At 61.1% G+C, this 17,073-nt stretch carries 12 protein-coding genes and 1 pseudogene; 2 read left to right on the top strand and 11 right to left on the bottom strand.

Annotation, left to right across the window (positions count from 1 at the left end):
- On the top strand, nucleotides 1-714 hold the full coding sequence (locus tag AC1Z1G_RS00745; protein ID WP_483624052.1) for a DUF3142 domain-containing protein: 714 nt from the start codon (nucleotides 1-3) through the stop codon (nucleotides 712-714).
- Between the two features lie 353 nt (nucleotides 715-1,067).
- Here the strand turns inward: AC1Z1G_RS00745 and AC1Z1G_RS00740 are convergent, their stop codons facing one another.
- The 7 genes from AC1Z1G_RS00740 to AC1Z1G_RS00710 form a co-directional block, all read right to left on the bottom strand.
- Nucleotides 1,068-3,536 (bottom strand): TonB-dependent siderophore receptor, encoded by a 2,469-nt coding sequence (locus AC1Z1G_RS00740; protein ID WP_483624051.1) that lies wholly within the window; start codon nucleotides 3,534-3,536, stop codon nucleotides 1,068-1,070.
- A 98-nt stretch (nucleotides 3,537-3,634) separates the two neighbouring features.
- Complete coding sequence (locus AC1Z1G_RS00735; RefSeq protein WP_483624049.1) at nucleotides 3,635-4,591, bottom strand: FecR domain-containing protein; 957 nt, start codon at nucleotides 4,589-4,591, stop codon at nucleotides 3,635-3,637.
- Nucleotides 4,588-5,097 carry a sigma-70 family RNA polymerase sigma factor gene (locus AC1Z1G_RS00730; protein WP_347903092.1) on the bottom strand — a complete coding sequence of 170 codons (510 nt, stop codon included), beginning with the start codon at nucleotides 5,095-5,097 and terminating at the stop codon, nucleotides 4,588-4,590. The genes AC1Z1G_RS00735 and AC1Z1G_RS00730 overlap by 4 nt, the downstream gene beginning before the upstream one ends.
- A 71-nt stretch (nucleotides 5,098-5,168) precedes the next feature.
- Complete coding sequence (locus AC1Z1G_RS00725; RefSeq protein WP_483624048.1) at nucleotides 5,169-6,599, bottom strand: efflux transporter outer membrane subunit; 1,431 nt, start codon at nucleotides 6,597-6,599, stop codon at nucleotides 5,169-5,171.
- 137 nt (nucleotides 6,600-6,736) lie between these two features.
- Nucleotides 6,737-7,804 (bottom strand): HlyD family secretion protein, encoded by a 1,068-nt coding sequence (locus tag AC1Z1G_RS00720; protein ID WP_483624047.1) that lies wholly within the window; start codon nucleotides 7,802-7,804, stop codon nucleotides 6,737-6,739.
- 25 nt (nucleotides 7,805-7,829) lie between these two features.
- Nucleotides 7,830-9,368 carry an MFS transporter gene (locus AC1Z1G_RS00715; protein ID WP_483624045.1) on the bottom strand — a complete coding sequence of 513 codons (1,539 nt, stop codon included), beginning with the start codon at nucleotides 9,366-9,368 and terminating at the stop codon, nucleotides 7,830-7,832.
- A gap of 147 nt (nucleotides 9,369-9,515) precedes the next feature.
- Entirely contained in the window at nucleotides 9,516-10,442 is a 927-nt protein-coding gene (locus AC1Z1G_RS00710) for a LysR family transcriptional regulator (protein ID WP_483624044.1), read from the bottom strand.
- Nucleotides 10,443-10,667: 225 nt separating this feature from the next.
- On the opposite strand from AC1Z1G_RS00710, the gene AC1Z1G_RS00705 reads away from it, so the two are divergent.
- Nucleotides 10,668-11,717, top strand: coding sequence for an RHS repeat-associated core domain-containing protein (locus AC1Z1G_RS00705; RefSeq protein ID WP_483624042.1), 1,050 nt, complete (start codon nucleotides 10,668-10,670; stop codon nucleotides 11,715-11,717).
- A 75-nt stretch (nucleotides 11,718-11,792) separates the two neighbouring features.
- On the opposite strand, the pseudogene AC1Z1G_RS00700 reads toward AC1Z1G_RS00705, so the two are convergent.
- The 4 genes and pseudogenes from AC1Z1G_RS00700 to AC1Z1G_RS00685 all read right to left on the bottom strand — a co-directional run.
- Nucleotides 11,793-11,952 (bottom strand): annotated as a pseudogene (locus tag AC1Z1G_RS00700) (ABC transporter permease); the annotation flags it as partial.
- Between the two features lie 32 nt (nucleotides 11,953-11,984).
- The gene (locus tag AC1Z1G_RS00695; RefSeq protein WP_347903084.1) at nucleotides 11,985-13,352 is read right to left on the bottom strand and encodes an HlyD family type I secretion periplasmic adaptor subunit; all 1,368 of its coding nucleotides are present in this window, start codon (nucleotides 13,350-13,352) and stop codon (nucleotides 11,985-11,987) included.
- Nucleotides 13,342-15,498 (bottom strand): type I secretion system permease/ATPase, encoded by a 2,157-nt coding sequence (locus tag AC1Z1G_RS00690; RefSeq protein ID WP_483624040.1) that lies wholly within the window; start codon nucleotides 15,496-15,498, stop codon nucleotides 13,342-13,344. The genes AC1Z1G_RS00695 and AC1Z1G_RS00690 overlap by 11 nt, the downstream gene beginning before the upstream one ends.
- A gap of 42 nt (nucleotides 15,499-15,540) precedes the next feature.
- Nucleotides 15,541-16,893 carry a TolC family outer membrane protein gene (locus AC1Z1G_RS00685; protein ID WP_347903082.1) on the bottom strand — a complete coding sequence of 451 codons (1,353 nt, stop codon included), beginning with the start codon at nucleotides 16,891-16,893 and terminating at the stop codon, nucleotides 15,541-15,543.
- Nucleotides 16,894-17,073 lie beyond the last annotated feature (180 nt).

Below are 17,073 nucleotides of genomic sequence, written 5' to 3'. Positions count from 1 at the left end.
ATGCGGCGTTTTTGCGTTGGCCTGCTGCTGGCCTTGTTGAGCGGCGCGCCCGCCCACGCCGCCGTCGACGCCCGCGACCATGACGCCTTCTGGCTATGGAGCGGGGTCAAGAGCCAACCGGTACTGGCCCAGGCCCAAAGCCTGTACATCCTGCAAGGGCAGATCAGCGAATCACGCCGTTATCCACAGCGCGGCGTGCGTTTCATCGCCCAGGGCATGGCAATCCCGCGCCTGACCCAGGGCGAGGTCTGGGTGGTTTACCGCGCCCACACCTTGCGCTGGCCGGCGTCGGCCTACACCCAGTTACTGGGGCAAGTCGAGCGCTGGCAGCAGGCGGGCAATCCGGTGGTCGGCATCCAGATCGACTTCGACGCCCGCACCCGTTACCTCAACGAGTACGTCGACTTTCTCAAGGACTTGCGCCGTCGCCTGCCCGCCCACTATCGCCTGAGTATCACCGGCCTGATGGACTGGAGCAGCAACGCCGACCCCGCCGTGATCGGCCAGCTCAGCGGGGTGATCGACGAAGTGGTGGTGCAAACCTACCAGGGCCGCCACAGCATCCCGAACTACGCCGCCTACCTGCCACGCCTCAACCGCCTGGGCCTGCCGTTCAAGGTCGGGTTGATCCAGGGTGGCGACTGGGACGAACCAGGGTATTTGAAAGACAGCGAGTGGTTCAGGGGGTATGTGGTGTTTTTGCAGAATCAGTAGGGTTTGCGGGCCGTTGAAATGTGAAAACCGGCCTAGGCCTAATGCCAATCAGTTAACGTCACTTTTACGAGGAATGCTTCAGGTTGTTTGCCAGACTCGAGAACCACCCCCTCACCCTAACCCTCTCCCCAAGGGGCGAGGGAACTGACGGCGGTGTTCATTCGAGTGACATCGACCTGAAAGTCCGAGTCGAACTCAGGTTTTGAAAGGCGTGGAGATCTGCTCCCTTTCCCCTCGCCCCTTTGGGGAGAGGGTTGGGGTGAGGGGTAGATTTCAGATCAAAACAGAGCATCCAGACGCTGAGTTTTCTTAACTGACGGGCATTTGGCCTAGGCCGGTTTTCTCTTCGCCCATCACCAATCGTATGTCAGGCTCGATACTACCCGGCGTCCTTCGCCGTAGTAGCAGTCCCACTCGCTGGTGCAGTTGGCAACGTAGGTCTTGTCTTCGAGGTTCTGCACGTTCAGCGCCAGTTTCACGCCTTTGAGTTGCAACGCCGACTTGCTCAGGTCATAGGAAAGGCTGGCGTCGTAGACCGTATAGGACGGGATCTTGAACGCGCCTTCGTAGTAGTCGCCGTAGCTGCCCTTGACGTAGCGCGCACCGACGCCTGCACCCAAACCGGCCAGTGGCGTGTCGCCCAGCAAGGTGTAGTTGACCCACATGGACGCGGTCAGTGGTGGGCTGGCTGCCGGGTGACGACCTTCGCGGCCGTCGTTGTCCTTGGTGTACTTGATGTCGTTGCGGGCCGCCGAGACGATCACGTTCAGCGCTTCGCTCAACTCGGCCTTGGCTTCCAGCTCAATACCCTTGGAGCGCATGGCACCGCTTTGCTTGCTGAAACCGGGGTTGCTCAGGTCGGTGGTCAGGAGGTTTTCCTGATCGATCTGATAGGCCGAAATCTGCACGAAGCTGTTCTGGCCCGGCGGTTGATACTTCACGCCCGCTTCATATTGTTTGCCGGTGGACGGATCGAACGGCGTCTTCCCGACGCTGGTGCCACTCTGCGGGATGAACGATTCGGAATAGCTGACAAAGGGCGCCAAGCCGTTATCGAACAGATAGACAATGCCACCACGGCCAGTGAACGCCTCGTCCTTGCGGTTGGTGTGATTGCCGCTGATCGGCTCCTTGTTATCGGTTTCGGCCCAGTCATAACGCCCGCCCAGGACGAAGATCCACTGATCGAGTTTGATCTGGTCCTGCGTGTAGAGGCCGGTCTGGGTCACGGTGTTATCCCAGCGGTAGCGGCTACCGAACTTGACCGGTTTGCCGTACTTGGGAGTGAACAGGTCGATGATCGGCGGGTTGCGGTCATACAACCCGTCGAACTTGGAGTTGAAATGGTAGTAGTCGAGCCCGACGATCAGGGTATGGCTGAACACGCCAGTGTCGAATTCGGCCTGGGCGATGCTGTCGATGCCCAAGACACGGTTGTCCTGTTGCCAGTCCACCCCGTAGCGGGTCATGTACCGTTGATCCTTTGCCCCGGTGTTGGGGTTTGGCACGAATTTGTAGCCATGCAACGGCGCCGTGTAGCGGTCGTCGACGCGGGCATAACGAGCGTTCTGCTTGAACGTCCAGACGTCGTCCAGGCGGTGGGAAAACTCATAGCCGAACGCATACTGATTACGTGTGTAGTCGTTGACGCCAGGCTCACCGAGGAACAGGCCACGGTCGATTTTGCCGTTGGGGTTATGGAACACCGTGCCCACGCTCGGCAGGCCCTGGGCCTCTGGCACGCTGTTGTCTTTCTGGTACTGGGCGAATACGTTCAGGCGCGTGTCTTCAGTCGGCTGCCAGGTGAAGCTGGGGGCGATGAACTTGCGCTGGTCTTCGACGTAATCGATTTCGGCATTGCTGTCACTGGCAAGGCCCGTCAGGCGATAGAGGAACTTGCCCTCTTTATCCAGTGGCCCACCCAGATCGACCGCGACGCTTTTGTGATCGTAACTGCCCGCCTCCAGCACCACTTGGTGCAGCGGTGTTGCGGTCGGGCGCTTGCTCACCATGTTGATGATGCCGCCCGGCTGGTTCTGCCCGTAGAGCACTGATGCCGGGCCCTTGAGGACCTCGACGCGTTCCAGCGAATACGGTTCGATTTGCAGCGCGCCACCGGTGCTGCCGCCGCCGTAAGGCAAGTGCAGGCCGTCCAGGTACAGCGGCGCCGGCAGAAAACCACGGGACGTCGGCTCATCGAACAGCTTCACCCGGTCAGAAAAGCCGCCGCCGGTAATGCCGGGCGTGTAGAGCAGCGCTTCGGTGACGCTCTGGGCGCCACGAGCCTTGATCTCGGCGGCGGTGATCACGTTGATGGTCTGGGGAATTTCCACCAGTGCCGAATCGGTCTTGCTGCCGGTGGCGCTGCGCTTGGCGACGATCCCGTCGACCGGTCCCCAGGCACTTTCCACCGACTCGGCGGCGCTGACCCGGGTCGCGCCCAGTTGCAGCGGACCGCCATCCTGCACGATGGGTTGCAACGACCAGCCGCCATCCGATTGCACCGCCTGCAAGCCGCTGCCGGCGAGCAACCGCGACAGCCCCTGAGACGTGTCGAAGCGTCCCTGCAACCCGGCGCTACGCTTGCCCTCGGTCATTTGCGCATCCACCGACAACAGGATCCCCGCTGCACTGGCAAAGCGGTTCAAGGCCTGATCGAGGCTGCCCGCCGGGATCGCGTATTCACGCACCTGATCGACGCTTGAGGATTGGGCTTGGGCCAGGTTGGGCAGTAAAGGTGTCGCGGCCAAAAGGCTGACAAACAGGCCACGGCGCAAGGCCCCAGCGAACGCAAACGTCGACGGTATCGGGTGAAATGGCATTGCAGGGTTCCCCATGAGAATGCATCCGATGTGCTTTCATGAGGTATCCCGGCCAGGTTCTGAAAACCGACAAGGCCTGGCCAAATTTTTTTTCGCGATCAGCCTTTGCGCTTCACCGTGACCCAATAGCGGGTCACGGATTCCACGCGAATCGGCAAGGTGCGCTCAAGGGCGGCGAGGATCGAGTCGGTGTCGTTGAGCGGAAACACCCCGGTCAACAAGAGGCCGGACACCTCATCGTCACAGCGCAACCAGCCCGGCCGGTAACGCGCCAACTCATTGATGAAGCGGCCCAGAGGCTGGCGTTCGGCAATCAAGCGCCCTTCGCTCCAACTGCTGGCATTGACGTCCACCGGTTGCATTGCGCCCACCTGACGGGCGTTGAACCACAGGCTGCTGCCCGCGTCCATCTGCACCGTCGAGGCATGACGCGGACTGATGCGCACCTGGCCTTCGTAGAGTTCGACACGGCTGCCGCCGTCCATTTCCCGCACGGTAAACCGGGTGCCCAGCGCCTGTACGTCACCGACTGCGGTCTCGACAATCAACGGGCGAACCGGATCGTGACCGCTGGTGAGCAGGATCTCGCCACGGACCAGCCGAATCCGCCGCGCTTGCGTGGTAAACCGCAGGTCCACCGCGCTGTCGCTATTGAGGGCCAGGCGCGTGCCGTCGCTCAAGGTCAGGTGACGGATCTCCCCGGTGCCCGTGCTCTGCTCGGCAAACGCGGCACGCCAGGGCTGACTGTCTTGAACCAAATACGCGCTGCCGCCCGCCATCAACAACCCGCCCAGCAGCTTCAGCGCCGTGCGCCGTTGCGCGTCCGGCGCATCGCGCAACACCGCTCGCGCGCTGTCGGCCGGCACGCCACCGAGCGTCTGTTGCAACTGTTGCAGGCGTTGCCAGGCGCGCTGGTGCTCGGGGTTGGCAGTTTGCCAACGGGCGAAGGCCTGACGCTGATCGGCATCCAGCTCACCGCCCCAGTGCAGCATCAGCCACTCACTGGCCTGCTCGACAATGTCTGGGGTAATCGGAGCGTCGCGCCGCCATTTCATTCTTCGAAGACCACCTGATAGCAGGCGAGGATCGCCCGGGTCATGTACTTCTGCACCGAACTGACCGTCACGCCCAGGCGTTCGGCAATCTGTGCATAACTCAGGCCTTCGAACTGCGACAGCACGAACGCCTGACGCACATTGTCCGGCATGCGGTCGAGCATGACGTCGATCTGCATCAGGGTTTCAAGAATCAGTGCACGGGTCTCCAGCGACGGCGACTCCGGCTCGGGCAGGTGGGCGATGCTTTCCAGGTACGCACGTTCGATGCGCAGGCGCCGCCATTGGTCGATCACCAGGTTGCGGGCAATTTGCGCCAAATAGCTGCGGCTTTCCTGATGACCAGGAAAACGCCCGGACACCAGAAGACGCAGGAACGTGTCCTGCGCCACGTCCGCTGCGTGCTCGCGATCACCCAGGCGCTTGCGCAACCAGCCTTGCAGCCAGCCATGGTGATCGCGGTAAAGACGATGAAGGTGTTCGTTGCCGTCAGTCGTTGCGTCCATGAATGGCTCACGCACATGATTGAGAGCAATTATCATTACACTTTTATTCTACTCAGGCAAAACGCCGTGATTCAGCGCACAGCCGTCGCCTCCTCAAGCGGATATACCGATTGCCATCCGCCGCCCAACGCCTTGTACAAATCGACCATGGCCAATGACACACCGGTGGCGCTTTCCACTTGTTGCTCCTGAGTGGCCAACAACGCGCTCTGCACCGTCAGCACGTTGACGAAATCCACCACCCCTTCAACGTATTGCTGCTGCGCGGTGCGCAGGGCGATCCGGTTCTGGCGCACCGCCTCGGCGAGGCTGTCGCGGCGCAGTTGGGTGGCGTTGTAACGGCTCAGTTGATCGTCGATTTCATGCCAGGCCCGCAGCACGGTTTGCTGATACGCCAATGCCGCTTCCTGCTGTTGCGCCTCCCGCAGTTTCAGCACACCGCGCAAGCGGCCGCCATCAAACAACGGCAGGCTGAATTGCGGACCGATGCCGAACTGACGCGAACCCCAGGAACCAAAATCGCTCAACTGCATGGCTTGCGAACCCAGGTGGCCCGATAGCGTAATACGCGGATAAAAGTCGCCCTTGGCCACGCCGATGCTGGCGGTTGCGGCGTGCAGACGCGCTTCGGCCTGACGAATATCCGGGCGCCGTTCGGCCAGTTGCGACGGCAGGCCGATGGCCAACCGGGGCGGCGCCTGCGGCACCGGCGCGTCCGCGGACAACTCTGTGTGCAACGCTTGCGGCGGCTCGCCCATCAACAGGCTCAGGGCGTTGATCAACTGTGACTGGCGCTGCTGCAACGCAGGCAGACGTGCTTCGATGGCCGCGACTTGGGCGGCCGCTTCGGCCACATCCAGATCGGTCGCCACACCGTCGGCCAGGCGCAGTTGTGACAGCTTGAGGCTGTGCCGGGCAACGTCGAGGTTCTGCTCGGTCACCGCGCGAGTACTCTGCACGCCGCGCAATTGAATGTAGTCCTGCGCCGTCTCGGCCAGCACCGCCAATAACACGCCCCGGCGATCATTTTCGGCGACTTCCAGGGTCGCGTCGGCAGCCTCGGTTTCGCGCCGCACCCGGCCCCACACATCCAGTTCCCAGGACGCTGAAAACCCGCCATCCCAGAGGTTGTATGCCGAACGGCCGTTATTGGCGGAAGGATCGCTCAGGCCTTCTGCACTGTTGCGTTTACGCCCATAACTGCCGGTCACGGACGTCGTCGGGTATTGCTCGGCGGTGATCACCTGCCGCGCCGCACGGCTTTGCTGCAAGCGACTGCTGGCCAGTTGCAGGTCCAGGTTGTCGGTCAGCGCACGGCGGCTGAGGGCTGACAATGTCGCGTCGTTGAACACCTCCCACCAGCGCTCGTCCATCTCGGCCGTCACCGCTTGGCTGGCAGCGGATTCCTGGGGTTTTGACCATTCGGCGACTTGCTGCGCGTGGGGTTTCACAAAATCCGGGCCGACGGTGCAGGCGCAGAGGCAAACCAAACTCATCACCATAACCGCAGACTGAACACCCACCCTGTGGCGAGCACGCTTGCTCGCGCTTGAGCGCGCAGCGCTCGTCGATTCAGGGGCCGCTACGCAACCCAGCGCGGGCAAGCTCACTCGCCACAGAGGCATGTCGTGACTCTGGCTCATCGCTGCGTTACCTCGCGCACTGTCGGCGCGGCATGCAGCGTATCAATGCTCGCCTCCACCGACATCCCGACCCGCAAACGCTCGGCCAGTGGCTGACCCGGATCAAGGGTGATTTTCACCGGAATCCGCTGCACCACCTTAGTGAAGTTGCCGGTGGCGTTGTCCGGCTTCACCGACGCGAACGTCACGCCCGTGGCTGGCGCAATGCTCTCGACCCGTCCGGTCAGGGTTTCACCGCCAAGGCTGTCGACCCGCACCTGAACGTCCTGCCCGGCCTGCACGTCGGTGAGCTGGGTTTCCTGAAAGTTGCCCACCACGTAAGCCTGCTGCAACGGCACCACCGCAAGGATCTTGCTGCCCGGCGTCACGTAAGCCCCAACCCGCACCGCCCGCTCGCCCACCATGCCATCCACCGGCGCGACGATGCGCGTATAGGACAACTCGAAACTGGCCATCTCCAGTGCCGCGTGGGCCCGCTTCAACCCGCCTTCTGCCGCATCGCGCTGCGCCGTGAGGATTTCCACCTGCTTGCGCTCCGCCGCCAGCACCGCCGTGGCATTGGCCAGCCGTGCGTTCGCCTGGTCGATGCGCGTACGCGCCTGCTGGGCGTTTTGCACCGTACCGGCACCAACCCCGGCGAGGTGGTTGTAGCGGTTCAACTCGTGATCGGCGAACGCCTGCTCGGCTTTGGCGGCGACCACCGTGGCCTGGGCCTGAGCGATAACCGAGGCCTGACGCTCCAGGGTGGCCCGGGCGTTTTGCAACTGAGCCATGGCCACCAGGGTTTCGGCGTCGGCGGCCTGTGCGGCGGCGCGCAGGTCGCGGTCATCAATCAGCGCCAGCAACTGGCCGGCCTTGACTTGCTGGTTGTCTTCGACCAGCACTTGCTTGATGAAACCGGCCACGCGCGGGGCCACCAGAGTGAAATCCGCCGCGACAAAAGCGTCGTTGGTGCTTTGTTGGTTTCTCTTGCCGAAAGCCCCCGAGGCCAGTCCATAGACCAGCGCAGCGACCACCAGCACCGCCGCGCTCAGCGCGACTTTGTGTTTCGTTTGGATCGTCATAAAAACCTTCTGTTTCAGTGAACGCTCAAGTCGGCGCACGCGGTGGATAAACCCGCGTCGGCAGCCAGAAAATCAGCAGGATCAGCGCCAGTGCGACGCCGGCCATGCACAGGTAAAGGTCCGAGGAAGTCAGCACCACCGCTTGCTGGTGCAGCCGATGCGCCAGGCCCGGGGTGTCGCTGTCGGCCAGCGGCGAATTGCCGAGGCGATCGACCAGCATGGTCGAGTGAAAATGCAGGCGCGCCGTGGTCAGTGCATCCAGTACGCCCGTGGCAACCACCGCCGCCAGGCCTTTCACGGTGTTGAACCACGCCGAGGCATATGGGCCCTCCATCGGGCTGATGCTGCCCGTGGCCAGCATCAACAACGGCAGTACTGCCATTGGTTGGCCAAAGATCTGCAACAGTTGCAGGGCGTAGAAGTCGTCGCGAATCCACACAGAGGTCAGTTGCGAACCGCCAACACATGACAGCGCCAGCATGCTCAGACCAATGCCCAACACCCACCGGCAATCGACCCAGCGCACGTTGCACAACGCCGCCACCAGCGGCAGTGCAATCAGTTGCGGGGCAGCCATCAACAACATTACCGGAGCCGTTTGAATCGGCCGGTAGCCCTGGACCTGTGCCAGGTAACCTGACGGAATGATGATCACCGCCAGCAGCACCACCAGCACTCCGGCCAGCGTCAGCAAGGCAAACGACAGGTTGCGGATGCCGAGCATCTGCAACTTGAAGAACGGCACCGGTTGCGACCATTCGTTGAGCATGAACAACACCAGCAACAGTAGGCCACCGCCGAGCAGCCAGCAGATCAGCGTCGACTCGAACCAGTCCAGCCGATTGCCTTGCAAAATGCCGATCACCAGCAGGCAAATCGCCGGAAACCCCAACAGCAAGCCACGCCAGTTGAATTGCTTGAGGCGCTCCAGGCGCAGCGGGTCCTGAGGCAAACCGTAGGCCACGGCGGCCATGGCCAGCAGGCTCGGCGCGATGATTTGCCAGAAAGTCCAGCGCCAGCTCACGTATTCGGTCCACAACCCGGCCAATGGCGTCCCCAGGCCCGGCCCGAACGTGGCCGTCAAGGCATAGCCGGCCAGGCCATAAAGCTTGACGTTGGCCGGCAGGAAACGCAGCGCGACGGTCATCAGCATCGGCGGCAGCGCGCCACCGGCCAGCCCTTGCAGGGTGCGCATCAGTAGCAGGCTTTCGTAGTTCGGGGCCAACGGGCTCAGCACCCCGAGCAAGGTGAACAGGGCAATGACGCACAGGGTGAAACGCCTTAGCGAAAAGGTCACCGAACACCAGGGGGCGAATGCCATGGCCGCGACCGAGGTCGCGGTGTAGCTGGCGACCAGCCAGGTGCCTTCGTCATAACCGATGGCCAGGGCGCCGCGAATGTCGGCCAGGGCGACCTTGGTCACCATTTCGTTGAGGCCCGACACCAGCACCGCCAGCAACACGCCGACCAACCCGATGATGATGCGCGGACCGAAAGCGGGAGGCGCGGCGGCTGCCGGTTTGCTGGCCGCTTGGAGGGTCGCGGGGGCAGCGAGGGAAGTCATGTGCGCTAATGCTCCGGAAAACAGAAATACCGGAGCAGTTTATGAACGCAGACAGCTGACGAAAACTGACTTATTGGCAGCTTATAAGTGCGTTTTATGCAGCAATGGTGAAGGTCATGGCCTCTTTACAAGCATCGGAGCGCCGCATCAACTCGAGACCGGCTGCGCCGCCTGCCACGTCTCGTCGCAACAGCGTTTGAGGGTTTCGCGCAACCAGCGGTGGGCCGGGTCCTTGTCGTAACGCGGGTGCCAGGCCTGGGTCAGCATCAAGGTCGGCAGTGGCACCGGCAACGCGAACGACTGCAATCGCAAGCCCAGGCGGGTCACGCTCAGCAGCGCCTCCTTGGGCACCGGCAGAATCAGGTCCGAATCGGGCAACACGAACATTGCGGCATGGAAGCTGGGGGCAATCAGCGTCACCCGTCGCTCCAGGCCCAGCGCATTGAGCGCGGTGTCGATCGGCCCACGGGCCAGGCCACGACGGGACATGCTGATGTGAGAAAAACCGGCAAACCGTTCCGGGGTGATCTCCCCGTCGAGCAACGGATGGTTCTCACGCACCAGACCGACAAAGGTCGTCGAAAACAGGTTCTGGACTTTCACTTCCGGGGTCAGCGGCCGTGTATTGCTGATGCGCAGGTCAATCCGCCCTTCGCGCAGCGCCTCGTCGTCGCCATCACCCTCCGGCACAAACCGCAGCTCACAGTGCGGGGCCTGGCGGTCCAGGGTGTCGATCAGATGACCGCCGTACACCCCGACGAAGAAGTCGTTGGCGCGCACGTTGAACCGCCGACGCAAGGTGCTCATGTCCACTTCATCGGCCGAACGAAACAGCAGCGCCGCCTGCTCCACCACGTCTCGCACCTGATCGCGTAGCGCCAATGCCTTGGGGGTCGGCACCAGGCCTCGTCCGGCACGCACCAGGATCGGGTCGCCAATCGCTTCGCGAATCCGCGTCAGGGTCCGGCTCATGGCCGCCGGACTGAGGTTCATCCGCCGCGCCGCGCCCACCACGCTGCCTTCGTCGAGCAATGCGTCGAGGGCGACCAGAAGGTTCATGTCCGGGAGTTGCATGTCAGGCACTCGTGGCTGATCAGGATTGAGCCAGACGCAATGCTAGCAAAAACCTTCTGATCGATGCGTTGCCAATGCTGGCCTCATCACGAGCACGTTGGCGCCTACAGAAGAAGGAAGTGTAAAGCGTGAAAACACTAGCAGTTCTGCTAGTTCACAAGCTTTTGATCAGAGCGTAAAACTAGGGACCGCATTATCAAAAACCAATCACGCAGGTTACTCGGCATGTCTAAAGATCAACAGAAGCCGATTACACAGCGCACCGTATTACTGGCAACCAACAGCATGCAGTCGACCATTGGCGAAGTCGTCGATGGCAAATCCAACGCCATCGCTTATTCCGCCTACGGCCATCAGTCCGCGCAGCAGGACGTCGCAACGCGATTGGGCTTCAATGGCCAATTGCGCGAGATGCACACCAGTTGGTATTTGCTGGGTAACGGCTATCGCGCCTACAACCCGCGACTGATGCGCTTTCATAGTCCAGACAGCTGGAGTCCGTTTGGGCGGGGCGGGTTGAATCCGTATATGTATGTGGCAGGGAATCCGGTGATGAATTCGGATCCTACGGGGCATTACGGATTAAAAAGTTTTGCCCTGGATTTTCTATTCGGCATGACGAGCGGTCCTGGAGGGAGTGGAGGGGGAACCGTTGCCAAACCGACGATGGGAAAGAAGGGGGGGATGACGGGGATTTTCCTTGCGGTCGCTGGAGGTCACGGCAAAAGGAGATCGCCCACAGGGAAAATCCCGTCTCCATCAAGGAACAATAATGGCTCTGACGGCATGTCGATAGGAGGAGTGGGTAACTCTGGCGTCGATATGCTTACGGCTTTATCTACAGTGGTTGCATCACCTCAAAGCGCGAACTCTCGAACCGTAGGGGTAAGCGTCTCACCAGCTTATACGCCGTCACTGCCATCCAGACCCCCTACCATTCTATCTGGAGGAGCATTACCCCCACCGGCTTTTGGACAAGCAAAAAAGCCTTCATTCATGACTCCTGGTACCTTTGCTAAATCACATCCTACTCAGACCTATACGGTTTACCCTGTGGAGACAGGAAGCCCGCCTCCACGCTTAGGTAGCACTTCTTCATCCTCAGTTCGGCCTTCGTCATCTGCCCAAATTGGGAGTTCAACACATAGCTCGTCTGATAGACCCGCTGCTAGAGTAGCTGGAATTCGTTGCCCAGAAACTCGTACAGAGCTCACTGGCCGTGTGGACGAAGAGGCTAGAAGAGAACTCAGACGCCTGCCGTCAGATAGCGAATAACCCGTCGTCACGGATACGTCGATGACATTAGGAGAAATTCGCAGAAAACCTGGCAAGTGGTTACAGCGGCGCTCTCTAGCTTCGCCGCTGCATCCCCCAGCGCTTCACCGTCACTCGTTCCAGCGTGTCGAATACCAGATTCTCCACCAGCAACCCGATCAAAATCACCACCCCACCCGGCAAAAACCTTGTCGGGGTACAGCTCATTGCGATTTTGAAAGATGTACCAGCCCTTCGAGCACTGGCAGCTCAGTGGGCCATCACACGCTACCGCTCGTGCAACGCCTCTGCCCGCGCCTTGATGATCGGCTTGAGCAGGTAGCTGAGGATGGTTTTCTTGCCGGTGATGATGTCCACCGAAGCAACCATGCCGGGAATGATCAGCAACGGCTTTTCGTCCGTGCCCAGATGGCTGCGGTCGGTGCGTAGCTTGATCATGTAGTAGGTGGTTTTCTTGTCTTCGTCGGTGATGGTGTCGGCACCGATCTGTTCCAGCGTGGCCTTCAGGCCGCCGTAAATGGTGTAGTCGTAGGCGGTGAATTTGACGATGGCTTCCTGGCCAGGGTGCAGGAACGCGATGTCTTGCGGGCGAATCTTCGCTTCCACCAGCAGGGTGTCGTCCAACGGGACGATTTCGACCATGTCGCTGCCCGGCTGAATCACGCCACCGATGGTGTTGACCAGCAGTTGCTTGACGATGCCGCGCACCGGCGAGGTCACCAGTGTCCGGCTGACGCGGTCTTCCAGGGCCTTGCCGGTCGCCTGGGCCTTGTTCAGGTCCGTGCGCGCTTCGTTGAGCTGGGTCAGCGCCTCGCTGCGGAACTTGCCACGGGTTTCGTCGATCTTGCGCTGCACTTCCTTGATCGCCGACTCGGCACGCGGGATCGCCAGGGTGGTGGCGTCCAGTTGACCGCGGGTTTCGACTTCGGCGCGCTTGAGCCGCAGCACTTCCACCGGCGACACCGCGCCCTGAGCCACGAGTGGCTCCGACATGTTGATTTCCTGGCGCTGCAAGCCCAGTGCGTTGCGGTACTGCGATTGCTTGGAGGTGAATTCGCGCAGCTCTTGCTGACGCTGAATCAACTGCTCCTGCAAACCACCGATCTCGTCGTGCAGTTGCTGGCGACGGCTGATGTACAGCGATTCTTCACTGGCAGCCTGCACCGGAACCGCTTTCATGACGTCGTCCGGGAAAGCCAATGGACGGTCGTCGACTTCCGCGCTCAAGCGCTCAACACGCAGCAACATGGACAAACGGTCCGCTTCGGTTTCGCCGACGTTGGACACAAACCGCGTGTCGTCCAGACGAATCAGCGGGGCGCCCGCCTCGACGATTTGCCCTTCGCGAACGAAGAGCTCGGCGACGATACCGCCCTCCAGGTTCTGGATTTTCTGGATTTTCGACGAAGGAATCGCCTTGCCATCGCCCTTGGTGACCTCATCGATCACCGCAAAGTTGGCCCACAGCAGCAGGAACACAAAGAAGCCGATAATCGCCCAGATCGTCAGGCGCACCACGCGCGGGGCGTCTTCGATCAACGCCTTGTTGACCTCCGGCAGCGGCTGGCCTTGCAGTGAATCGGTGCCTTTGAAATAACGACGGATCGAGTCCTTCATCCCAGACTTAAGCAACACTGATCTGCCCCTTCTTCAACGCTTCCATCACCACGGCTTTTGGACCATCGGCCAGAATTTGCCCTCGATCGACCACCAGCAAACGGTCAACTAGCGACAGCAGCGATGCCCGGTGCGTCACCAGCACCACGGTTTTGTTTTCCACCACGGCTTGCAGGCGTTGCTTCAAACGTTCTTCGCCGGTGTTGTCCATGGCGCTGGTCGGTTCATCGAGCAGCAGGATCGGCGGGTTCAGCAACAAGGCACGAGCCAGGGCCACGTTCTGGCGCTGGCCGCCGGACAGGTTCTGTCCGCGCTCGCCGACTTGCAGCTCATAGCCTTGCGGGTGCAGGCGGGCAAACTCATGGACACCGGCCAGTTCGGCCGCTTGCAGCACCAATTCGTCTTCGACGTAACGGGCACCGGAAACCAGGTTGTCGCGCAGGGTGCCGGCGAGCAACTGGATGTCCTGGGGCACGTAGCCAATGTTGTGGCGCAGCTCACTCACGTCGATCTGGCGGATGTCGACACCATCCACCAGCAACGCGCCGTCATCCGGCTGATACAGGCCCACCAACAGTTTGGCCAGCGAGCTTTTGCCCGAACCGCTGCGCCCGATGATGCCGATCTTCTCGCCCGGCTTGATGATCAGGTTGATGTTCTTCAGGGCCGCGTTCTGCTGGCCGGGGTAGGTGAAGTTCAGTTGACGGCATTCGATGGCGCCTTGCAGGACCTTGCGGCTCAGCGGGCGCTCTTCGAAGTTGCGCTCTTGCGGCAACTCCATCATCTGGTCGACCGAGGTCATGGTAACCCGCGCCTGCTGGTAACGCGTGAGCAGGCCGGACAACGACGCCAGCGGGCTCAGGGCGCGGCCGCTGAGCATGTAGCAGGCAATCAGGCCGCCCATGCTCAGGTTGCCGGCGATGATCTGGTACACGCCGAAGACAATCATGATCACGCCCGCCAGTTGCTGGATCAGCAGGGTGATGTTCATTGCCAGGCCGGAGAGCATTTTCACTCGCAGCTCGAGGCGGCTGAGGGTGCCGATGGTCTGTTCCCACTGGTACTGGCGTTCGCTTTCAGCGTTGTTGACCTTGACCGCATCCAGCCCGGCCAACGTCTCGATCAGGCTCGACTGACGCTCGGCACCCAGGGCCATCGTGCGCTCCATGGTTGCCACCAACGGCTTCTGCAAGGCATAGCCGATCAGCAGGGCAATCGGGAACGCCAGGACGGGGATCCACACCAGATGGCCGCCAAGGATCGCGATCACCAGGAAGATCAGCAGCGTAAACGGCAGGTCGATCAGGCTGGTCAGGGTCAGCGACGCGAGGAAGTCGCGCAGGCTCTGGAACTCGTGGATGTTCTGGGCAAAGCTGCCGACCCGCGCCGGGCGGTACTTCATGGCCATGCCGACAATCCGCTCGAACAGCGTCGCGGAGATAATCAGGTCGGTTTTCTTGCCGGCCAGGTCCAGGCACAGGCTGCGCAGGCTTTTAAGCACCAGGTCGAACAGGTAGGCGCCGGTAATACCGATGGCCAGCACCCAGAGGGTCGCTTCGGCCTGGTTCGGTACCACGCGGTCGTAGACGTTCATCACGAACAGCGGCGCAGCCATGGCGATGATGTTGATCAGCAGGCTGGCGGCGATGGCGTCGGCATATAGCCAGCGTGAACGCTTGAGGGTGTCGCGAAACCAGGAGCGCGCGCGGGGAATCAGCGTGCCGTGGTTCACGTCGAATTTGTGTTGGGGTTGGGCGAAGAACACTTGCCCGGTGTAATCGTCAGCCAGCAGTTCGCGGCTGACGCAGACTTCGCCGCCGTCACTTTCACTGAGCAGCAAACGTGCCTGATCGTCGCCTTGCCAGCCCAGCAGGACGGCACTGCGGCCGTCCTTGAGCAACAACAGCGCCGGCATGGCGATGGCCGGGATCTGCTCCAGTTTGCGCTGCAACACCCGCCCTTGCAGGCCGGCGCGTGCAGCGGCACGCGGGAGCAACTCGACACTCAAGCGCTGCTTGGGCAATGGCAGACCGGTGGTCAGCATGGCCGCGCTTGCCGGTTTCTGGTGCAACGTGCACAGCGCCAACAGACCATCCAGTAACGGATCGTCATGCAACGCACGTGGATCATGACTGAGATGAACTCGACTGACTTCTGATTCCACGCTCGGCAACCTTGGCTAACTATTGAACAATAAAGGGTCTGCTCAATTCATGCCGGGCAGTTGGACCTTGGGCTTCACGTCATTGGATACGACGGAGGCCATCGGTGCGACCACTCCCTGGCTCTTGAGCAACTCGCCCATGGTCGCCTTGATTCGATACTGAGTAAATAACTGAATGTTTTTGATTTCCGCCAACCGACGGGAAGCGGTGAACAGTTCGTTCTCACTGTCGAGCAAGTCGAGCAGGGTGCGCTCGCCGAGGCTGAACTGTTTCTGATAGGCGGTGCGCACGCTGGTGCTGTAATCGACATATTGCTGAGCGATCGGCACCTGGGCGTTGGCATTGTTCAAGGCGTTCCAGGCCAGGCCCAGTTCCTCGTTCAAGACCCGCAGGGCGTTATTGCGAATATCCAGCGCCTGGGTGGACTGATAGGCCTTGGATTCCAGGTCAGCTTTGTTGCTGCCACCGGCAAACAGGTTGAAACGCATGCGCAACATGGCCTGCCATTCATTGTTGTGACCGTTCTGGCCATCCAGGTCGTTGTCGGCGGTGCGGCCCAGCTCGGCATCGAAACGCGGGTAAAACGTCGATTTGGCCGTGTCGTACTGCTTCTCTGCGGCAACGATGTCCGATTCGGCGGAACGCAGGATCGGGCTGTTCTCCAGCATTTGCTGGCGGGCTTCATTCAGGTCGGCGGGCAGCATCGCAACGAAGCTGTTCGGACGCTCCAGTTGATCAGGCATCTGGCCCACAGCACTGAGGAAGTTGGTTTGGGCATCGGCCAGGTTGGTCTGTTCGGTGATCAGGTTGTTGCGGGCCTGCGCCAGACGGGCTTCAGCCTGATCGCGGTCAGCGGTACGGCCGACACCGCGCTCGGTGCGCAATTTGATCTGGTCGAAGATCCGCTCGTGGTTGCGCAGGTTGTCCTGGGCCAGTTGCACGAACTCACGACGGGTCAGCACGTCGAGGTACACCTGGGCCACGGTCAGCGCGGTGCGCTCGGAAGTGCCCAGCAAGGAATACGCACGGGAGTTAACGGTGGCTTGTTGACGCCCGACTTCGCTGGACGTCGCAAAACCGTCAAACACCATTTGTTGAAGACGCAGGCTCGATTCGCCGCGGTTCAGGGTTTCCCAGTGATTGTTGCCGGTGCCCGCGCGGGTGGTCGGGTTGTCGGTGCCTTCACGGCCATAACCGCCCAGCAGATCGACCCGTGGCAGGTATCCACCCTTGGCCGCTTTTAACTGATAATCCGCGGCGATTCGGCTGTTAACGCCCGCCTGGATTTCCGGGTGCACGTCCAGAGCCTGTTGCATGGCCTCTGGAAGGGTTTGTGCTTGAACGAAACTGGCGGCGAGGACGAACGGAATAGCCTTGAACACGTGCGAACGCATAGATAAATTTCCCAGGACTTCTTGTCTCAAATCACAGCAGAACGTGGTGCTGCGTCGGAAGATGGCAACCAGAGTGACCGTATATCGGAAAGTTCAAAATCGGAACTGGGTCACACACTGTAGGGCAGGTCGCCGCATAAATATCAATGTGACATTACCGGGACGATTGTTTAGGATGGC

The organism is Pseudomonas sp. JL27(2026) (assembly GCF_056933555.1).
The sequence above is the reverse complement of the archived record's forward strand: the minus strand, read 5'-3'. Positions and strand labels throughout refer to the sequence as shown.

Coding starts and splice junctions, on each gene's coding strand:
- AC1Z1G_RS00745 (WP_483624052.1), top strand. CDS start 1: ATGCGGCGTTTTTGCGTTGGCCTGCTGCTGGCCTTGTTGAGCGGCGCG.
- AC1Z1G_RS00740 (WP_483624051.1), bottom strand. CDS start 3,536: ATGCCATTTCACCCGATACCGTCGACGTTTGCGTTCGCTGGGGCCTTG.
- AC1Z1G_RS00735 (WP_483624049.1), bottom strand. CDS start 4,591: ATGAAATGGCGGCGCGACGCTCCGATTACCCCAGACATTGTCGAGCAG.
- AC1Z1G_RS00730 (WP_347903092.1), bottom strand. CDS start 5,097: ATGGACGCAACGACTGACGGCAACGAACACCTTCATCGTCTTTACCGC.
- AC1Z1G_RS00725 (WP_483624048.1), bottom strand. CDS start 6,599: ATGGTGATGAGTTTGGTTTGCCTCTGCGCCTGCACCGTCGGCCCGGAT.
- AC1Z1G_RS00720 (WP_483624047.1), bottom strand. CDS start 7,804: ATGACGATCCAAACGAAACACAAAGTCGCGCTGAGCGCGGCGGTGCTG.
- AC1Z1G_RS00715 (WP_483624045.1), bottom strand. CDS start 9,368: ATGACTTCCCTCGCTGCCCCCGCGACCCTCCAAGCGGCCAGCAAACCG.
- AC1Z1G_RS00710 (WP_483624044.1), bottom strand. CDS start 10,442: ATGCAACTCCCGGACATGAACCTTCTGGTCGCCCTCGACGCATTGCTC.
- AC1Z1G_RS00705 (WP_483624042.1), top strand. CDS start 10,668: ATGTCTAAAGATCAACAGAAGCCGATTACACAGCGCACCGTATTACTG.
- AC1Z1G_RS00685 (WP_347903082.1), bottom strand. CDS start 16,893: ATGCGTTCGCACGTGTTCAAGGCTATTCCGTTCGTCCTCGCCGCCAGT.